We start from the raw sequence: 18,184 nt of genomic DNA on the forward strand, positions 1-18,184 counted from the left end.
ACCTTCATATGAAACTTATCGTTAGTTCTTTGTAACTAGTTTCGAGTCATCGGATGTTCAAGCTCTACATGCCCCATCAAACTTTCCGTCTGATTGCCATCAACCAGAAGTTCAAGGGATTTCACTTCATCGAACTGAAAGAAGGTTTTCCGTAAGGCATCAAGCGCAAACATTTCTCCCCCCGCTCCGAGGTTAGCCTCGGCCGGCTTGGTAATGTCCAGCGTCAACGCCCCCTTGTCAAACTTGAGTGAATTCAGAGTGATCTGCTCTGACCACAACGGATTCAGTTCCGCATCGCTGCTCTTTTGAAGTCCTTCAAAGGCTTTTGTATACTTATCCTCTTCATTCGAATACGTAATCTCTTTGCTGGCTTCTTTCAAATCGATGATTTCCGGATCCGTATAATAGAGTTTAATATTGGCCTTCTTGGCTTGAGTCTCCGTCGCATTCACGTCCTTCGTATCGGCTGGGGTGCCAGTACCTTCACCAGCCGTATTCTGCGGCGGATTAGTTGTCCCCTCGCTTGCGTTTACGGTTTGCGCTGCTTCGTTAAGATCACCAGTTGCCGCATGATCAGGATCCTCCTGAGGCGTTTGCGCTTGTCCTGATGAAGACTCCGGACTTGTGTCGGCGGGGGCTGCAGCCGGCTTCTGTCCACAGCCGGCGCTAAACGCAAGCAGAAGCGCCAGCAATCCTGTCATCCAATATTTTTTGTTCATCGTTTTTGTCCCCCTCTAAGTTCATCAAATCCTGTACAAGTTATTGTACTTTAAGATATTCTTTAATACCCGCTACAATGCCTTGTGCAACACGATTTTGAAAATCGTCATTAAACAACTGGGCTTCGTCACCCTTGTTGCTTAAGAATCCAACCTCAAGCAGGACAGCCGGCATTGTTGTTTCTCTTGTAACATGAAGACTGCTGTATTTAACTCCTCGATCTTTAAGACCCGTCGCTTTTGCCAGATGTTTATGGATCACATTCGCCAAAGATTTGCTTGAATCTCTCGTATAATACGTCTCAGTACCATTTGGACTGCTGGACGGGTTGCTGTTTCCGTGAATGGATACAAATATATCAGCTTTCAAATTATTAGCAATTTTAACGCGATCACTAAGCTCAAGGTGTGAGTCATCGCTGCGAGTCATCACCACATGGATATTTTTCTCCTTTTTCAGCAATGCTTCGACCTTGAGGGAAACGTCCAGATTAAATGCTTTTTCCGTCCTTCCTGAAGGGCTGATCGATCCAGGCTTGATTCCACCATGGCCGGCATCAATAACAACAATCTTCTTGCCGTTACTGTTGACAGGAGGCACAGGCGGTACCAGGATATCCCCCTCAGCGTTCAGATCAACCATGATGATGCCCGATTCATTGGTTACCTCATAGTTTTTAGGTCCTGTCAGATCCAGAACGATGCGCACGGTCGAAGGATTATCGCTGAAGAGTGCATATCGTATGTTGGTCACGTCAGGGGAGTCTGTGACGGCCATATTGCCGCCGCTTTGGACGTTCACGGCATGTCCAGCCAAAAATGAAGCGGAGAATACCGTGTTCGGAAGATCGATAACAATCCGATCTGGTCCGGTTACACTGAACACATTCGGTGCTATGGCACCACCCTCTGTAGCAATCATTAATCGGTTGTCGCTAAAGCTAAGCCCCGTCATCGCTGGCTGGTTACTCGATTCAACAGGTGGTGGCGTCTCGTTTCCTGTATTGTTCTCGTAGCCAGGATCAATCTCCACTTCGGAGACCGGCGGAATGGAACTAGACAGGAATACCGCTTTGGTCTGGTTGTCCCATTTCACATCAAGACCCATCTGCTCACTTACAAACCGAAGCGGCACAAGTGTAGTCTGCCCATTCAGTACGGGTGCCAAATTCAAATCTACCGGTGCGCCGTTCAGCTCTGCTTGCGGGCTGCCTACCACCATACGAACCGTCTTCTGGCTATTCTCAACTGTTACGGTTTGACTGGCTTTCTCCCATCCCACCTTGAAGCCGAGATTCTCTGACACTACGCGTATCGGAATCATCACATTACCCTTCATATTGGCTACTTGGACGCCCGAAGACAAATTCAATTGTTGCCCGTCAAGAAAAATAGTTGCGCTTGAAGAACTGGCTTCACCAGTCCTTGGAAACGCCAGCAAGAAGACTATTAACACCATTACAAACCCTAACTTCTTCATGAATCCACCTCGATCATCCCATGATTGAATTTGAAAAGCAAATGAAGCAAAAAAGAGAAATGCTAAAAGTATGTAAATCAGCATTCCGGCCCAGGTCCAGCCGGACAAATACTGACATAAAACGTTGGTTCCCATCATAACCGCTGCATATTAATTCCATAATACCAAAAAAAACTTCCATTTCCTACACAGGAAATGGAAGTTTAATAATCTTGTAACCTTTTGTAGAGTCATTAGCTAGATTAAGCGAACAGACGGTCCCCATGCTTCTTCTCATAGGCTTCAATTGCACTCTCATGCTGCAGCGTCAAACCGATGTCATCCAAGCCCTGAAGCAGGAATTGGCGGCGATGCTCGTCAAGATCAAAGTCAATATGAAGTCCTTGTTCATCGGTAATCGTTTTGCTCTCCAGATCTACGTTCAGTTTATAGCCTTCCGTGGCATCTGTACGCTGAAACAATTCCTCGACTTGCTCCTCCGACAGTTTGATCGGCAGGATCCCGTTCTTAAAGCAGTTATTGTAGAAAATATCCGCAAACGATGGAGCGATGACAACACGGAAACCGTAGTCCAGGATGGCCCAAGGTGCATGTTCGCGGGAAGATCCGCAGCCAAAGTTGGCGCGGGAGATTAGAACGGTGGATCCCTGATAACGGGGCTGATTCAGCGAGAAGCTGTCGATATTGCCTCCCGCCTCGTCAAAACGCCATTCGTAAAACAAATACTGGCCAAACCCTGTTCGTTCGATCCGTTTCAAAAACTGCTTAGGAATAATGGCGTCTGTATCTACATTCACCCGGTCCACGGGTGCGACAATACCGTTTAGTTTCGTAAATGCTTGCATATATTTCTCCTCCGTCCTTCTTAGCTCACAACTTCTTCTGCTGCAAAGTTCCAGTCACGTACATCCACGAAGCGTCCTTTAACTGCAGCCGCTGCTGCCATTGCCGGCGATACGAGATGCGTTCTGCCGCCACGACCTTGACGTCCTTCGAAGTTACGGTTGGACGTGGAGGCGCAGCGTTGTCCAGGCTTAAGAACATCCGGGTTCATCGCAAGACACATGCTGCAGCCTGCTTCACGCCATTCAAATCCGGCTTCAACAAAAATCTTATCGAGGCCTTCTTTTTCCGCCTGAATCTTCACTCGGCCCGATCCTGGTACAACGATAGCTGTCACATTGCTGGAGACTTTATGGCCTTTTGCAACAGATGCGGCAGCACGCAAGTCCTCAATGCGTCCGTTCGTGCAAGAACCGATAAAGACATAATCAATCGGAATCTCTGAGATGGGCGTCCCCGGAACAAGGTCCATGTACTCAAGAGCCTTCTCGGCAGCCTTGCGCTCATTCTCGGTCTTGAAATCCGCCGGGTTTGGAACCGCCGAAGAAATGTCCGTACCCATTCCGGGGCTCGTTCCCCAGGTTACTTGAGGGATCAGCGTTTCAACATCGAATTCAACAACCACATCAAACTCGGCGCCTTCATCTGTCACAAGTTCCTTCCATGTGGCTACCGCAGCATCATAAGCTTCGCCTTGAGGTACATATTGACGTCCGCGCAAGTATTCGAATGTCGTCTCGTCCGGAGCGATCATGCCCGCTCTTGCTCCGCCCTCGATGGACATGTTGCACACGGTCATGCGCTCTTCCATCGACAACTCGCGAATAGCTTCCCCTGTATACTCAATAACATAGCCTGTTGCAAAATCCGTTCCGTACTTCGCGATAACGCCGAGGATCATGTCCTTCGCCGTTACACCCGGATTGCGATGACCGACAAAACGCACTTCCATCGTCTTTGCTTTTGCCTGCTGCAAGCATTGGGTTGCCATGACATGCTCAACCTCGCTCGTACCGATACCGAACGCAAGCGCACCAAACGCACCGTGGGTGGAGGTATGGCTGTCACCGCATACAATGGTTTTACCTGGATGAGTCAGTCCCAGCTCTGGGCCCATAACGTGCACAACGCCTTGATCAATCGTATCCAGATCGTACAAGGTAACGCCGAAATCCTGACAGTTCTTGGTCAGGGTATCGATTTGCTGCTTCGAGATCGGATCCGTAATGTTGAAGCGATCCTTAGTTGGAACGTTGTGGTCCATCGTCGCAAACGTCAATTCAGGACGTCGAACCTTGCGGCCGCTAAGACGCAGACCTTCAAATGCTTGCGGCGAAGTCACCTCATGCACCAAATGCAGGTCGATGTACAAAATACCCGGCTTGCCTTCTTCCTGATGAATAACGTGGTTATCCCAAATCTTTTCGAACATTGTCTTTTTACTCATCATTATCACCCCATTGTTCATTACGTTCATATGGAAGATCAATACTTGCATTCTTCTTAAAAAGGAAGACCTGCAACGCATCATCTTTACGTTGATAGTAATATAACATTTCCTTCTTCATTGATCCAAGATATAATATCTATAGATGTAATAGGATTCAGCTATAACGGAGTGATATATTTATGGAACTTAGACAACTGCAATATACGCTGCAAATCGCAGCCGATAAAAACTTCTCGCGCGCAGCCGAGAAACTTCATATCGCGCAGCCTTCACTTAGCCAGCAGCTCTCCAAGCTGGAGAAGGAGCTCGGCGTTCTGCTGTTCCAGCGCAATACGAGCAACGTTGAGCTTACCCATGCCGGTGCCAGCTTCGTTGAGCATGCCCAGAAGATTATGGATGCCGTCGAGCAGCTGAAGCAGGAAATGTCGGACATTTCCCAGCTCCGCAAAGGCAAAGTCGTCGTTGGCAGCATGCCGATTACAGGTTCTCATCTGCTGCCAAGGGTCCTGCCTGCATTTAAACAGGGCTACCCCGATATTGAAATCACCCTCCTGGAGGATTCCTCCATGAATCTGGAGAAGCTTACCGCCAGCGGCAAAGCCGACCTCAGCCTGCTTGCGCTTCCGCTCTCCGAACCGTCGCTGTCCTGGGTTCCCATCGGTGAGGAAATGATCGATTTGGCCGTGCCTCCGCAGCACCCGCTTGCCCAGCGGGCAGCCTCTGATCCTGTCAGGCCGATCACATTGGATGAAATCCGCGATGAAGCCTTCGTCGTGCTCAAGAAAGGCCAGGGCTTCCGAAAGCTTACCCTGGATCTATGCCGGGAAGCCGGTTTTGAGCCGAATATCGTGTTTGAGAGCAGCAACATCGAGACTCTCCAATCTCTTGTTGCTACCGGAATGGGAGTAACGCTGGTGCCTCGATTTATCGCCCGGGCAAAACGAAGCGAGTTTATTCCGGTATACCTGCCGCTCGCCGAGCCGGTTCCGAGTCGCACACTGGTTGTGGCCTATCGCCACGGCCGCTATTTGTCCAAAGCGGCGGATGCGTTTATCGACACCTTCAAGCAGGTCATGGACAACCTTGTGGTTACAAGCGTTAAGGATAAATGATGCCGTAACAAAAAAGAGGCTCTGTACGTGGTCAATGAGGGACGGGACTGACCCCATGACCAGGCAGAGCCTCTTTTTTTACAATCAATGAAAGACCGGAAGTCCCATCATGTGTAATCGTCTATTTGCGCAGGTTATGCTTGTCAATCATTCGATTCTGTTCATCTGCGGTGCGAGACTGATCCTGAATCGATTCGTTTTTTCCATTGCTTCCACCGGCTACGTTTTCAACAAAGCTGCGGAACTGCTCTTTCTGTTCTTCTTCCTGCTCATTGTTTCGGCTGTCGAATGGGTTGTTCTCTGCCATGATTCCAAGCCTCCTCTCAGACGGATTACCCATAGTATACCCGCCTCTGCACAGATGAAACTTACATTTTTAGAGGAGAGATCATAGAGCAGGCTATTGAAAGTACAAATTCGGACGACGATCCTCAAACACCGGTATCCGCCCTCTCACTTCATCCGGGAGATTACGATCAAGCGTACCAGTCAGAATGCTTTCCTGCTCATCCCCTTCCGCAATGACCTCGCCCCAAGGATCGATTATCATGGAGTGTCCGAAGAAGTCCGTATCGCCGCTGGTTCCTACACGATTGCAGGCAACCACGTACATTTGATTCTCGATCGCTCTTGCCATAAGCAGGGTTCTCCAGTGATGCAGGCGCGGATGAGGCCACTCCGCGGGCACAAACAGCACTTGAGCGCCGCCTAGGGCAAGAGTTCGTGATAGTTCCGGAAACCGGATATCGTAACATATAGACGCGCCTGCCTTGATTCCATCCAGATCAAAGGCTACGGTATGCTGGCCTGCTTGCAAATGCTTCTCTTCGTCCATCAGGCGAAACAGATGGATTTTGGAATATTTAGCGACCTGCTCCCCGTTCCGATTGAACACATACATGCTGTTATAGATTTCATTGTCCACGCTTTCAGCTACAGATCCGCCAACCACTTGAATCCGATGCCTCCGCGCGAAATCGCTCAGCATGGATGAAGTTTCTTGTCCCATGGGATCGGCCAGCTCTTGAATCCGGTCGAGCGCGTACCCTGTGTTCCACATCTCCGGCAGCACGATCACATCCGGCTTCGTATTGGCGGACGCGGCCTTCTCCATCAATTCCAGCATGTTATTCATATTGGCATTTACGTTACCTATCTCAATATTCGCTTGTATAAGCGCAATATGTAACTGAGCCTTGGCTGTTTCCGTCATCTTGCAACCTCCTGTTAGTCGGAATGAATCATGTCGGGGAAGCCGGATCTTGTTTTTCAACATGGATCTTGCTTCGTTTTTTTGATTCATCCGATGCTATATGTCCTCATCATAGCCTCCTCAGCCCAACAACTGCAACACCCGAGCCCCATTTCCCTCTATACACCCCTGATAAATCGTGTTAAATTAATCCTAATTGTTTTCAAGACCCCAATCGATTCGAGCGTAAATAGATAACGGAGTGATGAACCTGCGATGAACAGAAAATTAAAAGATTTCCATATAGAGCCGGCTGAGATCATGTCCCAGCTGCCTACGCAATTTTTCGCCACCTTGGTCTCCAAGGTAAACCGCCAGGTTGCGTTAGGACACGATGTGATTAATCTCGGCCAAGGGAATCCCGATCAACCCACACCGCCACATATCGTATCCAGTCTTAAGGAAGCGTCGGACAATCCGCAGTTCCACAAATATTCGCCTTTTACCGGCTTCTCCTTCCTGAAGGAAGCCATTGCGCACCGGTACAAGGAGGACTATAACGTGGACCTGGATCCGGAAACCGAGGTAGCGATTCTGTTTGGAGGAAAAACCGGGCTCGTGCAGCTACCGCAAATCCTGCTTAATCCGGGCGATGTTTGCCTTGTCCCGGACCCCGGTTACCCGGATTACTGGTCGGGCGTAGCACTGGCCAGGGCGCAGATGACATTCATGCCGTTAACCGAAGACCATCAGTTTCTGCCTGATTATGATGCAATAACACCTGCAGACAGGGAAAAGGCGAAACTCATGTTTTTGAATTATCCCAATAATCCAACATCCGCGGTTGCACCATTATCGTTCTACGAGGATACGGTGGCTTTTGCCGCAGAACACGGCATTGCGGTTGCCAGTGATTTTGCCTATGGTGCCATTGGATTTGATGGCAAGCGTCCGGTCAGCTTTTTGCAGGCAGAAGGCGCCAAAGAAGTTGGCGTAGAATTCTACACGCTCTCCAAGACCTACAACATGGCCGGATGGCGAGTCGGCTTTGCCCTGGGGAACATGAAGATTATTTCACTGATCAACCAGATGCAGGATCATATCTATGTCAGCCTGTTTGGCGGCATCCAGGCAGCAGCGGCTACAGCCCTTACCTCATCGCAAAACTGCGTCGAGCAGCTTGTAGCCCGTTACGAATCAAGACGGGACGCCTTCTATGGCGCCCTTGCGGAAATCGGCTGGGCAGCCCAGAAACCGCCGGGTTCCTTCTTCAGCTGGCTGCCCGTTCCGAAAGGCTATACGTCGGTAGCCTTTGCCGACTTGCTGCTGGAGGAAGCCAAGGTAGCGGTTGCGCCTGGCGTCGGCTTTGGAGACCATGGTGAGGGGTATGTCCGCGTTGGCCTGTTGAGCAGCGAAGACAGAATGCGGGAAGCCGCTTACCGCATTGGCAAGCTTAACCTGTTCGGCTAGCCTATTTCCTTTTGAAAAAACAAAAACGATGTGCTATTCTTGCAGTAACAATCGAATGCAGTTTCAAACGCGAAGACGGGACCAGTACGAAAGCATACGGTACGATAAAGAGAGCAAATTCCATGGGCTGAAAGAATTTGCCGTGACCTCCTTTCCGAATCCTACCCCCGAGCGGCCTGGCTTGCCAGGACAGTGCCTTCTGTTACAGGGCTAAAGCCGGATGAGCTGCGCTCATCAACAAAGGTGGTACCGCGGAAGTTAAACTTTCGTCCTTTTTCATACAGGACGAAAGTTTTTTTATTATCCATTTTGGATTCAAGCAGCTGCAGCCACTATCATAAATACAAGGAAGTGATCACGATGCTCTCTCGCATCGTCGTAAAAATCGGAAGCAGTTCCCTTACAACAGATGAAGGTGGATTGAACCTGGACTCCATTGCTTTTTTTGCGGGTGAACTCTCTGCGCTGCGAAGTGCTGGTCATGAAGTTCTGCTCGTTACATCTGGAGCCGTAGCCGCCGGGTTCCGGGATATCGGTTATGAAACGAGGCCGCGGCAATTGCACGAGAAGCAAGCGGCAGCCGCTCTGGGTCAGGCACTGCTGATGCGGGCTTATCAGAATGCGCTGGCCGATCATCAGCTGAAAGCTGCGCAAATTCTGTTGACCAGAACGGACTTCGCGAACCGCAAACGCATGAATAATGCCAACATGACCATCACCGAGCTTTTGAAGCAGGGAGTCATTCCGATCATCAACGAGAACGACACCGTGTCGATTGACGAGCTGAAGTTTGGTGATAACGATACGTTATCCGCACTTGTAGCCAATCTTGTCCGGGCGCAGCAGCTTATCATTCTGACCGACACGGACGGATTATACACGGCGGATCCCCGTAAATCGCCGGATGCAACCAAATACGAGGAAATTCATGAAATTACCGAGGAGATTTACAGCATGGCTGGTGGAGCGGGCTCCAGCGTAGGCACAGGCGGCATGCGTTCCAAAATCGATGCGGCCAAAATCGCAACCCGCGGCGGCGTTCCCGTCTTCATCGGCAAAGCCAACGAAACCGGCGATCTGCTGAAGGCATTGGAGCATACAGGCAAGGGAACCTATTTTGCCACACATCTCTCATCTCTTCCCATGAAAAAACAGTGGCTCGGCTTTATGTCCTCGCCGCTAGGCCGGATCGTAGTCGATCCGGGTGCGGAGAAAGCGTTGATTCACGGGGGCAACAGCCTTCTACCGGTTGGCGTGAAACGGATCGAGGGCAGTTTCCATGCCGGGGATGTTGTGGAGGTTGTGAACATTGGCAACGAGAGGCTCGGCAGGGGAATCGTGAATTATGACGAGGACCAGCTCCAGGCCGTGCTCGGTTTACCGAGCAGTCAAGTGATCGGAATCATCGGCGAAGTCCATCGCCTGGAGGTCATTCACCGCGACGAATGGATCACGCTAAAATAGTCAGCTCACCATCACTATATATGTCAATAAGGAGGAATCATCATGAGTGAGGTACGAAACAAGGCCCAGTTAGCCAAAAATGCCGCGCTCCGTATCGGCAGGCTGAACACGGAGGAGAAAAACCAGGCTCTGCTTATCATGGCAGACGCTTTGATCCGGCAGACGGTCGATATTATCGAAGCAAATGCGGAGGATCTTCGCCGCGGCAAGGAGCTCGGCACCTCTGCCTCCCTGCTGGACCGCTTGGCTCTGAATGAATCCCGCATTGAGGGGATTGCCGAAGGATTGCGCCAGATCGTCGAGCTGCCGGACCCGATCGGCGATACCTTGGAAAGCATTGACCGCCCGAACGGGCTGAGTATCGTGAAGAAACGTGTTCCGATCGGGGTCATAGGCATTATATATGAAGCACGTCCGAACGTGACGGTGGATGCAGCCGGGCTATGCTTGAAGACAGGCAATGCAGTCGTGCTGCGCGGCGGCTCGTCTGCGCTTTCCTCCAACCGCAAAATGATCGAAGTGCTTCATGAAGCCATGGAGGGCACGGCACTGCCTAAGGAAGCTCTTCAGCTTATCGAAGATCCGAACCGCTCCTCCGTGGATGAAATGCTGAAGCTGAACGGACTGCTGGATGTCATTATCCCGCGCGGCGGCAGCTCCCTGATCCAGAACGTTGTCATGAACGCCACGGTGCCGGTCATCGAAACCGGCGCCGGAATCTGCCATACCTACCTGGATGCCACAGCACAGCCGGACATGGCTGCTGCGATTAGTATCAATGCCAAGGTGCAGCGTCCTTCGGTCTGCAATTCCATGGAAACCTTGCTTGTCCATGCCGATTACGCCAAGCTGCACCTGACCGCCCTTGCGGAGGAGTTTCAGGAACGGAATGTCGAACTGCGTGGATGCCAGCGTACACTATCCTTTGCGCCTTGGGCAGCCTTGGCTTCGTCCGAGGACTATGCAACGGAGTATAACGACTATATTTTGAACATCAAAATTGTGGACCATCTGGATGAGGCCATCGAGCACATCTCAAATTATGGTACGAAGCATTCAGAATGCATCGTTACGGAGAATGAAGATCATGCCAGTCGTTTCTTGCAGGAAATCGACGCAGCGGCTGTCTATCATAACGCATCGACCCGCTTCACCGATGGCTTTGAATTTGGCTTTGGCGCCGAGATCGGCATCAGCACCCAGAAGCTGCATGCCCGTGGACCTATGGGACTGCCCGCGCTTACTTCCTCCAAATATGTTATTATCGGTAGTGGTCAAATACGCGAATAAATCATTCAATTTATCCATGAAGGAGGAAACAACGATGTGCCAATCCCCACAGAACCGCCCTTTAATAGATAAAGCAATTACCTTTTACGGCGCAGGCTCGATGGCAGAAGCGATTGTACGTGGCTTAGTGAGCCGTTCCGTCGTGCTTCCCGAGAATATTACGATGTTGAATCGAAGCAACGCCCATCGTCTTCAGGAACTGAGCGAGCGTTACGGTGTCCAGATCAACAATGACGATGCCGCCAAAATCGAAATTCTCAAGACGTCCCCGGTAATCGTGCTGGCGATGAAACCGAAGGATGCAGCTAAAGCACTGAAAGAGCTTGGTCCGAAGCTCTCCAGTGATCAATTGATCATCTCCGTGATTGCCGGGCTGTCCATCTACACCACGCAAACATTGCTTGGAAACCAACAGCCCATTGCAAGAACAATGCCGAATACTTCCGCCTCCATCGGACTCGGTTCCACAGGAATTGCGTTCTCGAAGGAAATCAGCGAAGAACAACGACAGCTCGTGCTTACCCTGTTCGAGGCTGTAGGGAATGTGACCGTTATTGAAGAAGAGAAGATGGATATCCTGACCGGTATTTCCGGCAGTGGTCCGGCTTATTTCTATTATATGATGGAAGCCATGACGGCAGCCGGCATTCGAGGCGGCCTGTCACCGGAGCAGAGCCGCGAATTGACGCTGCAAACGATCCTGGGCGCCGCCCGGATGGTCCAACAGACCGGAGAGCAGCCGTCATCGCTACGTGCGAAGATTACGTCACCGAACGGTTCCACGCAAGCCGCCTTGGAGACACTCGATCAAGGAGACTTTTTTGAAACCGTCATTGCCGCTGTAAACCGCTGCGCCGAGCGTTCCAAAGAAATGGGCGCCATGCTGAAGGAGCAAATCTCATGAGCCAATGCATCGCAACTTACCGTATCTACGACGATCAGGCGGATTTTCGTAAAAAAGCGACTTCCATTGCCGTTGGCATGACGGTTGGCAGCTGGACCGAACTGCCGCAGGCCAAGCGCGAAGCGATGCAGAAGCATCTGGGAGAAGTCGTCGATATTCAGGTTAACGAGGGCTGGGAGCCAGGCAGCCGCTATGCGGATGTCAGCATTGCGTATCCCGATATTAATTTTAGCCGCGATATTCCCGCCCTGCTTGTGACCGTCTTTGGCAAAATTTCCATGGACGGGCGCATCAAGCTGACCGCTCTGGACTTGTCTCCCGACTTTCTTAGCGCATTTCCGGGACCGAAGTTCGGCATCGACGGAATTCGCGATATTCTCGGTGTTCACGACCGTCCGCTGCTGATGAGCATTTTCAAGTCGGTTATCGGACTGAATGCGGACGAGCTTAGAGCCCAATTCATCCGTCAGGCACTCGGGGGCGTAGATCTGATCAAGGATGATGAAATCCTGTTTGAGAACGATCTGACCCCGATCGAACAACGCGTACGCATGTGCATTCAGGCCGCTGCTGATATCGAACAGCAGACAGGTAAAAAACTGCTGTACGCAGCCAATTTGACAGGCCGAACCTCGAAGCTGCGGGAGCAAGCACTACGCGCCATCGATGCCGGCGCAAATGCCCTGCTCTTCAATGTGCTGTCGTACGGATATGATGTTCTGCACGAGCTAAGCAGCGATCCGGATATCACGGTCCCCATCGCGGCGCATCCTGCCCTTGCCGGTGCGATTTACCCGTCTCCTTACTACGGGATAGCGGCTCCGGTACTGCTGGGTCAGCTGATGCGGATAGCGGGAGCAGATCTGGTGCTCTTCCCTTCTCCTTACGGATCCGTAACGATGCCAAGAGAAGAGAATCTGGCCATCCGCGACGAACTGCATAGTGCCAAACTCCGTGTGAAGCGCAGCATGCCCGTACCGTCTGCCGGAATTCATCCGGGACTTGTTCCGCGCATCATCCGGGACTTCGGCACCGATGTGGTTGTCAACGCTGGCGGCGGGATCCACGGCCATCCGATGGGAACCGAAGCGGGCGGCAAAGCCTTTGTACAAGCCATTGAGGCAACGATGAAATCCGTGCCGCTCGCCCACTATGCCGAAGAACACGAGGAACTGAAAGCCGCACTGGACATCTGGGGAGGAGAAGTATGACATCAGGAGAGAAACAGCCGATTATTTTTTGCGACTTTGACGGAACCATTACAAATAACGACAACATTGTAGCCATTATGAAGCATTTCAAGCCGGAAGGTTATGAAGCTGTCATGCAGGATACACTTGACCGTTCCATCTCCATTCGGGAAGGCGTGGGCCGCATGTTCGCCCTCTTCCCTTCCTCCATGAGAGACGAAATCACGGATTTCGTCCTTCAGCATGCAGGCATTCGCGAAGGATTCGGAGCATTCCTTGACTATTTGGAAGCCGAACAAATCGAGTTTTTTGTTACCAGCGGGGGGATCGATTTCTTTGTGGATCCGCTGCTGAAGCCTTTTGGCATCCCTGCCGACCATATATTCTGCAACGGTTCGAATTTCGAAGGGGATCGCATTGAAATTACCTGGCCCCATCCTTGCAAGGGATTTTGCCGCAACGACTGCGGCATGTGCAAGGTAACCGTAATGGAACGATTCCCTGCTGATCAGTATTACCGGATCCTGATCGGTGACAGCCTTACCGATTTCGAAGGCGCGAAGCAGGCCGATCTTATCTATTCCCGTTCCACGCTCACCGAGCAGTGCAGGAAGCTGGGTGTGCATCATGTGCCGTTTGAGACATTTACCGATATCCAGGATGACATGAGAAACAAGTTTAAACAGGAGGCGCTGTAAATGGCATTTTCAGATATCCCGCTTGAACAGAAACAGGCGGCGCTGCATGATCTTAAAGAAATCAAGGCGCTGTTTGCTGCAAGAAGCTGGTTCCCCGGCACCAGCGGTAATCTTTCGGTACGCGTTGGCGAGTTTTCGCCAGAACAATTTTATTTTGCAGTAACCGCCAGCGGAAAGGACAAGTCCGTACATACGCCAGAGGATTATTTATTCGTGGATCAGGACGGTGCGCCAAGTGAGGCAACGGGTTTAAAACCTAGCGCGGAGACCTTGATCCACTGCGAGATTTATCGCAAGACCGGCTGCGGTGCCATTTTCCATGTGCACACCATCGATAACAATCTAATCAGTGACTGGTATGGTGAACAAGGTTATGTACCTGCTCAAGGAATCGAGCTGATCAAAGCCTTTAACATCTGGGATGAAGATGCAGCGATTCGCATTCCTGTCCTTCCGAACTATGCCGACATCCCGCGGATTGCCGAATTGGTTCCAGATGCGCTTGACCCTGCGGTACCCGGCATTTTGCTGCGCAACCACGGCATTTATGCTTGGGGAAAAAATGCCTTCGAGGCGAAAAAACACCTGGAGGCGTTCGAGTTTATATTCGAATACTCGTATCGGCGTCTTCTTCTCAATGCTGCCAGTACTAAATAAATCAACCAAGTAACACCATTAGAACTTCAACAAGCCGGGATCAGCCGCTTTGACATGTGGCTTGCACCCTGTCTCGACCTGTTTGCAGGGTGCATCCGGCGCTATTTTTTCCGAGGAGCGTGTAGAGGTGCTTGAAAGCTTATCTATTGGCATTGTGTTTATTCTGTACGGGTTGGTCCTCTTTCTTCTTCCACCTAAAAGTTCCAAGAGTTTTTACGCTTATAAAACCACATCATCGCTTAAAAATGAACGGAACTTCAAAGCAGCCAATGCCTACGTCAGCCTGCTGCTGATGGTGTTCGGTGTCATCCTTCTGCTGATCGCCAGGCTTACAGGCCATTTCTTAACCACCGGTATCGCAACTTTCATCGTCTTTATCTTGATCTATATTCTGGTTGAACGAAAACTAAAAAACATCTAAAACGATCCAGATCGTTTTAGATGTTTTACTTTATGTCCTTATATGGATTATAGCCGATTCTGATCATGCTCCGTTAAAGAGAGGGCAGGTATAGGTACCTGCTCAGGCGTTGAATACGTATTCGCGATAAACAAACAGGTTACAACAAACAAAGCAATATACAACAGATAATACAAATTCTTAGCCACGATATCTCCCTCCACGCCTTATTCAATTATATTAGATCTGCTATCCAGCATCATATTGACTTGTATGCACCGTCTATGTAATGTGCTTTGCCCTAGCTGCTTCGGTCCCTCACGACCACTTTGACCGAAGCCGGCACGGACACCGTCACATCGAACCACGAAGACGATCCCCTGAATGCATAACGGGGTGGATCGTTCAGCTGAACATACAGAATATTACCCGATTGTTTGATTTGAATGAGTGCAGGCAGATCGGCTTGGCTCCAAATTTCAGAATCTTCCGTCCGCAGACTGCCAAAGATGAGCATCTCATCCGCACTGGAAACATCCTGCCTGATGTTGTGATTGTAACTGCCCTGAACAATGACTTTCTTAACCCCGTCCGGTATGGCCACCTTCTGGTCCGGTATCGGAATCGTTTGCTGTATAGCCATCGTTTCACGCCGAATCTGCTCCATCAACCCAGTTGCACTCAAAGCTGCCATACCAATGCAGCAGAAGGTTAGAAAACCAATAAGGAGAATGCTGAACATATCGTATCTAACCGTATCCTGCTTACGAAAGATTAACGTATACACGACGATTTCCGTGCCTAACAGGACAAATACGATGGGCCACCATCTAACAGCGGAACTGTACACCTCTACACCCTTCCAGGCTGATGACAAGACAAGCACGCCGAGTATAAGCAGGGAAAGTCCCATGGAGAGTGTACCGACTCTCCACTGCCGGGCAAACTTCGATGGAGGGGCAGCCAAATCGTGAATAGATATATTATTCGTTGTCGGATTCATAATAGGAACGCTCTCCTCTCACAGGTCCTTTTTTCGAACCTGTCATCAGCTTGATTCCGCCCCCTATCAGGAGAACCGCTACGATTACCGTCTTCATCAAGTCGCGGAAGCGGGAATCCACATACGTCGCAAGATACGGCATAACAAAGCTGTTAAACACAAAATAAATCCCCAGAATCAGCAGTCCAAGCCCGAGCCAGCGCTGTTGATGTCCAAGCCCCGAGATGATCGGCCGATCCCGCAGCGGTTCCCTGCCATACCGGCTTACTTGCTGCAGGCCGTCAAAGAACGCATAGAACCAAATCAGCGGAATCAGAAACAGGAACACGGACAGCTTCAGCACATCCAATACATAAATGCTGCCCAGAAACAGAACCATGAGCTGAAGCCCGCGTTTTTGCAGACCCAGATACATTTGCCCGGCTCCAGGGAGCGCGGATAACAGGGTGGCAAACACCTTGCTGCGGCGCCCGCTCTCCCGGCCGCTCTCCAGTTCGTCAAATAGCGTACGGTCCTCCAGCAGCTCCCCGGCCTGTTTGCGGTGAACGAGCTGTACAACATCAAACATGCAGTAGAGCCATATAATGGGCAGCATCCCCAAAAACAGCAGGAATACGGATTCATGGGTCAGTCCTGTCAGAAACAGGAGGATCGTCCCAAGACCGAAAAATGCGATTAAAAACGACAGTCCGCGCTGCATCAAGCCCAGTTGAAAATGTCCCAGGCCCGGAATGAAGGATAATAAAATCGTGTAGAAGCGTTCCGACTCGTCGCTCTTATCCTGACGAATTTCCATGGGTCTGCCGTACTCGTCATGGATAATCGTGACGGGTGTGTACCTGATTAAGGCGACCAGCAGATCAAGCATGCTGATCCCCCAGATCATTAACGCCCCGAGAATCCCCAGGATCAATACCGAATCGGAGTGCGACATGATGCCGAGCAGAAATCCTCCAAACAAACTTCCGAAGAATAATAGTGGATACAGCAGGGCGCGTCCCTTCCTCCCCCAATAATAGTGACCGAGGCCCGGAAGGATATTTAATATGAAGGCGAACCCTTTATTTCGTTGCGGTTGCACTAGGCATCTTCCTTTCGTATTTTCTTATCTGGACAATAGCTGGTCCAGCCAGCCCGTTGTTTTATTCATCAATTGCTCGCTGTAAGAAGGAGTGTTCGATAAGGGAACTTCACCGCTGATCTCGCCGGGAAGAAGACGGTCGAATGCTCCGGTAAAGAGGAACAGCATGGTAATGGACGCGGCGAAGGTATAGTGAACGATGGCGCGTTCGTACCAGCGCTTGGGACGTTCCTGAATCTGCGACGGTTCTTTGCGAATGTATGGCTTAACGTGTTCATGAGCTACCACCTGATCCGCAAACCCTTCAGGATCTGCCAGATTGGGGAGTTCCGAATCAAGCTCTGCCAGCATTTGCATATATAACTCCAGCACACTGTCATCCGTTAACATGAGCTCTTCATAATACGTTCGTTCTTCAAGTGAACCTTCCCCTCGAATATAGCGTTCAGTCAGCTGTTTAAGCCCGTTGTCCTTAACGTTCATTTCCATTCCTCCTCCTTCCAGGATTTCCGAATCCATTGTCTGGCCCGGTACAGCTTCGACTCCACGGTCTTCACCGTAACGTTCAGCTCGGTCGCAATCTGTTCATAATTTTTTTCATCCAAATAAAAGGCCGTTATAATTTCTCGGTGATTGTCCGGCAGTTGTTCGATCTTCTCTCGAAGCTCTTCTCTTCGCTCCTTATGTATGAGCAGAGAGACCACATCTTCGTCCCGGGAAGGGAGTTTATCCAGCACTTCATCATGTTCACCGGGCAGCTGCTCCGGTGGTTTACGGGAAAGCTTCCTCTTCATATCAATCGCTTTATTTAGCGTGATGCGCGTAATCCAGGTTTTAAACCCTTCAGATCGGTACTGGGGGAGAGCTTTATATACTTGAATAAACACTTCCTGCGACGCATCCTCCGCTTCCTTGGCATCCCGCAAAACCGAGTACGCCGTATGGAACACGTGCTGACTGTAATGGTTCACCAGTTCCCGAAAGGCTTCTTGCTCACCCTGCAGGATGCGCGTGATTAACGTTTCCGCATCAATAGCTCTCCCCTCCTTCCCAAATACAATAGACGTCAGCTTTGGCGGCTGCCCCTGCACTTTTTCAAAAAAATATTTATATCATCAAAAAACGAAGTCCAAATGGCTAAAGCTGGTCCGCTTAGTCTTCCCAAATTCTCCAAACAAAAAAGAACGCCCATCGACGCCCTTTTTTAGAATTGATGATATAGACCGCAACC

20 protein-coding genes and 1 other annotated feature are annotated in these 18,184 nt (G+C 50.4%); of the genes, 9 read left to right on the plus strand and 11 right to left on the minus strand.

Annotation, left to right across the window (positions count from 1 at the left end; translation table 11 throughout):
• Positions 1-35 precede the first annotated feature (35 nt).
• The 4 genes from B9D94_RS17610 to leuC all read right to left on the minus strand — a co-directional run bounded on the left by B9D94_RS17610 (position 36) and on the right by leuC (position 4,489).
• Positions 36-719, minus strand: a complete 684-nt coding sequence (locus tag B9D94_RS17610; RefSeq protein ID WP_148247620.1) for a GerMN domain-containing protein — start codon at positions 717-719, stop codon at positions 36-38.
• Positions 720-759: 40 nt separating this feature from the next.
• Positions 760-2,199 (minus strand): N-acetylmuramoyl-L-alanine amidase family protein, encoded by a 1,440-nt coding sequence (locus tag B9D94_RS17615; protein WP_148247621.1) that lies wholly within the window; start codon positions 2,197-2,199, stop codon positions 760-762.
• A 242-nt stretch (positions 2,200-2,441) separates the two neighbouring features.
• Positions 2,442-3,044 (minus strand): 3-isopropylmalate dehydratase small subunit, encoded by a 603-nt coding sequence (gene leuD, locus B9D94_RS17620; RefSeq protein WP_036636936.1) that lies wholly within the window; start codon positions 3,042-3,044, stop codon positions 2,442-2,444.
• Positions 3,045-3,064: 20 nt separating this feature from the next.
• Entirely contained in the window at positions 3,065-4,489 is a 1,425-nt protein-coding gene (leuC, locus tag B9D94_RS17625) for a 3-isopropylmalate dehydratase large subunit (protein ID WP_063479788.1), read from the minus strand.
• Between the two features lie 182 nt (positions 4,490-4,671).
• On the opposite strand from leuC, the gene B9D94_RS17630 reads away from it, so the two are divergent.
• Positions 4,672-5,604 (plus strand): LysR family transcriptional regulator, encoded by a 933-nt coding sequence (locus B9D94_RS17630; RefSeq protein ID WP_148247622.1) that lies wholly within the window; start codon positions 4,672-4,674, stop codon positions 5,602-5,604.
• 121 nt (positions 5,605-5,725) lie between these two features.
• Here B9D94_RS17630 and B9D94_RS17635 read toward each other — a convergent pair whose 3' ends face one another.
• Together B9D94_RS17635 and B9D94_RS17640 are read right to left on the minus strand one after the other, a co-directional pair.
• Positions 5,726-5,911, minus strand: coding sequence for a hypothetical protein (locus B9D94_RS17635; RefSeq protein ID WP_036636931.1), 186 nt, complete (start codon positions 5,909-5,911; stop codon positions 5,726-5,728).
• A 93-nt stretch (positions 5,912-6,004) separates the two neighbouring features.
• The gene (locus tag B9D94_RS17640) at positions 6,005-6,817 is read right to left on the minus strand and encodes a carbon-nitrogen family hydrolase (protein WP_148247623.1); all 813 of its coding nucleotides are present in this window, start codon (positions 6,815-6,817) and stop codon (positions 6,005-6,007) included.
• 255 nt (positions 6,818-7,072) lie between these two features.
• On the opposite strand from B9D94_RS17640, the gene B9D94_RS17645 reads away from it, so the two are divergent.
• From B9D94_RS17645 to B9D94_RS17680, 8 genes are all read left to right on the plus strand, one after another.
• A complete protein-coding gene (locus B9D94_RS17645; RefSeq protein ID WP_063479204.1) occupies positions 7,073-8,266 on the plus strand; it encodes a pyridoxal phosphate-dependent aminotransferase in 1,194 nt (397 codons plus the stop codon).
• Positions 8,267-8,329: 63 nt separating this feature from the next.
• Positions 8,330-8,543: a binding site (T-box leader), on the plus strand.
• 83 nt (positions 8,544-8,626) lie between these two features.
• A complete protein-coding gene (gene proB, locus B9D94_RS17650; protein ID WP_006209548.1) occupies positions 8,627-9,730 on the plus strand; it encodes a glutamate 5-kinase in 1,104 nt (367 codons plus the stop codon).
• Positions 9,731-9,772: 42 nt separating this feature from the next.
• Positions 9,773-11,020 (plus strand): glutamate-5-semialdehyde dehydrogenase, encoded by a 1,248-nt coding sequence (locus tag B9D94_RS17655; RefSeq protein ID WP_148247625.1) that lies wholly within the window; start codon positions 9,773-9,775, stop codon positions 11,018-11,020.
• A 34-nt stretch (positions 11,021-11,054) separates the two neighbouring features.
• Positions 11,055-11,924, plus strand: coding sequence for a pyrroline-5-carboxylate reductase (gene proC, locus B9D94_RS17660; RefSeq protein WP_006209546.1), 870 nt, complete (start codon positions 11,055-11,057; stop codon positions 11,922-11,924).
• Positions 11,921-13,135 carry a 2,3-diketo-5-methylthiopentyl-1-phosphate enolase gene (locus B9D94_RS17665; protein WP_006209545.1) on the plus strand — a complete coding sequence of 405 codons (1,215 nt, stop codon included), beginning with the start codon at positions 11,921-11,923 and terminating at the stop codon, positions 13,133-13,135. Before proC ends, B9D94_RS17665 begins: the two co-directional genes overlap by 4 nt.
• Complete coding sequence (locus B9D94_RS17670) at positions 13,132-13,812, plus strand: 2-hydroxy-3-keto-5-methylthiopentenyl-1-phosphate phosphatase (RefSeq protein ID WP_148247626.1); 681 nt, start codon at positions 13,132-13,134, stop codon at positions 13,810-13,812. Before B9D94_RS17665 ends, B9D94_RS17670 begins: the two co-directional genes overlap by 4 nt.
• The gene (gene mtnB, locus B9D94_RS17675) at positions 13,813-14,469 is read left to right on the plus strand and encodes a methylthioribulose 1-phosphate dehydratase (RefSeq protein WP_148247627.1); all 657 of its coding nucleotides are present in this window, start codon (positions 13,813-13,815) and stop codon (positions 14,467-14,469) included.
• A gap of 127 nt (positions 14,470-14,596) precedes the next feature.
• Entirely contained in the window at positions 14,597-14,890 is a 294-nt protein-coding gene (locus tag B9D94_RS17680; RefSeq protein WP_036636917.1) for an SdpI family protein, read from the plus strand.
• Between the two features lie 47 nt (positions 14,891-14,937).
• Here the strand turns inward: B9D94_RS17680 and B9D94_RS31035 are convergent, their stop codons facing one another.
• The 5 genes from B9D94_RS31035 to B9D94_RS17700 all read right to left on the minus strand — a co-directional run bounded on the left by B9D94_RS31035 (position 14,938) and on the right by B9D94_RS17700 (position 18,044).
• Positions 14,938-15,078, minus strand: coding sequence for a hypothetical protein (locus tag B9D94_RS31035; RefSeq protein WP_164481448.1), 141 nt, complete (start codon positions 15,076-15,078; stop codon positions 14,938-14,940).
• Between the two features lie 92 nt (positions 15,079-15,170).
• The gene (locus B9D94_RS17685; protein WP_148247628.1) at positions 15,171-15,872 is read right to left on the minus strand and encodes a hypothetical protein; all 702 of its coding nucleotides are present in this window, start codon (positions 15,870-15,872) and stop codon (positions 15,171-15,173) included.
• Entirely contained in the window at positions 15,853-16,953 is a 1,101-nt protein-coding gene (locus B9D94_RS17690; protein WP_036636915.1) for a DUF6677 family protein, read from the minus strand. Before B9D94_RS17690 ends, B9D94_RS17685 begins: the two co-directional genes overlap by 20 nt.
• Before the next feature lie 24 nt (positions 16,954-16,977).
• The gene (locus B9D94_RS17695) at positions 16,978-17,436 is read right to left on the minus strand and encodes a hypothetical protein (RefSeq protein WP_148247629.1); all 459 of its coding nucleotides are present in this window, start codon (positions 17,434-17,436) and stop codon (positions 16,978-16,980) included.
• Complete coding sequence (locus B9D94_RS17700) at positions 17,433-18,044, minus strand: RNA polymerase sigma factor (protein ID WP_006209537.1); 612 nt, start codon at positions 18,042-18,044, stop codon at positions 17,433-17,435. Before B9D94_RS17700 ends, B9D94_RS17695 begins: the two co-directional genes overlap by 4 nt.
• Between the last annotated feature and the right edge of the window lie 140 nt (positions 18,045-18,184).

Origin of the sequence: Paenibacillus sp. Cedars, assembly GCF_003184205.1 — a bacterium.
In the GTDB taxonomy this organism is placed as follows: Bacteria; Bacillota; Bacilli; order Paenibacillales; family Paenibacillaceae; genus Paenibacillus_AQ; species Paenibacillus_AQ glucanolyticus.

Excerpts from the sequence above, each read along its gene's own strand:
- B9D94_RS17610 (WP_148247620.1), bottom strand. The coding sequence starts at position 719 with ATGAACAAAAAATATTGGATGACAGGATTGCTGGCGCTTCTGCTTGCG.
- B9D94_RS17615 (WP_148247621.1), bottom strand. The coding sequence starts at position 2,199 with ATGAAGAAGTTAGGGTTTGTAATGGTGTTAATAGTCTTCTTGCTGGCG.
- leuD (WP_036636936.1), bottom strand. The coding sequence starts at position 3,044 with ATGCAAGCATTTACGAAACTAAACGGTATTGTCGCACCCGTGGACCGG.
- leuC (WP_063479788.1), bottom strand. The coding sequence starts at position 4,489 with ATGAGTAAAAAGACAATGTTCGAAAAGATTTGGGATAACCACGTTATT.
- B9D94_RS17630 (WP_148247622.1), top strand. The coding sequence starts at position 4,672 with ATGGAACTTAGACAACTGCAATATACGCTGCAAATCGCAGCCGATAAA.
- B9D94_RS17635 (WP_036636931.1), bottom strand. The coding sequence starts at position 5,911 with ATGGCAGAGAACAACCCATTCGACAGCCGAAACAATGAGCAGGAAGAA.
- B9D94_RS17640 (WP_148247623.1), bottom strand. The coding sequence starts at position 6,817 with ATGACGGAAACAGCCAAGGCTCAGTTACATATTGCGCTTATACAAGCG.
- B9D94_RS17645 (WP_063479204.1), top strand. The coding sequence starts at position 7,073 with ATGAACAGAAAATTAAAAGATTTCCATATAGAGCCGGCTGAGATCATG.
- proB (WP_006209548.1), top strand. The coding sequence starts at position 8,627 with ATGCTCTCTCGCATCGTCGTAAAAATCGGAAGCAGTTCCCTTACAACA.
- B9D94_RS17655 (WP_148247625.1), top strand. The coding sequence starts at position 9,773 with ATGAGTGAGGTACGAAACAAGGCCCAGTTAGCCAAAAATGCCGCGCTC.
- proC (WP_006209546.1), top strand. The coding sequence starts at position 11,055 with ATGTGCCAATCCCCACAGAACCGCCCTTTAATAGATAAAGCAATTACC.
- B9D94_RS17665 (WP_006209545.1), top strand. The coding sequence starts at position 11,921 with ATGAGCCAATGCATCGCAACTTACCGTATCTACGACGATCAGGCGGAT.
- B9D94_RS17670 (WP_148247626.1), top strand. The coding sequence starts at position 13,132 with ATGACATCAGGAGAGAAACAGCCGATTATTTTTTGCGACTTTGACGGA.
- mtnB (WP_148247627.1), top strand. The coding sequence starts at position 13,813 with ATGGCATTTTCAGATATCCCGCTTGAACAGAAACAGGCGGCGCTGCAT.
- B9D94_RS17685 (WP_148247628.1), bottom strand. The coding sequence starts at position 15,872 with ATGAATCCGACAACGAATAATATATCTATTCACGATTTGGCTGCCCCT.
- B9D94_RS17695 (WP_148247629.1), bottom strand. The coding sequence starts at position 17,436 with ATGAACGTTAAGGACAACGGGCTTAAACAGCTGACTGAACGCTATATT.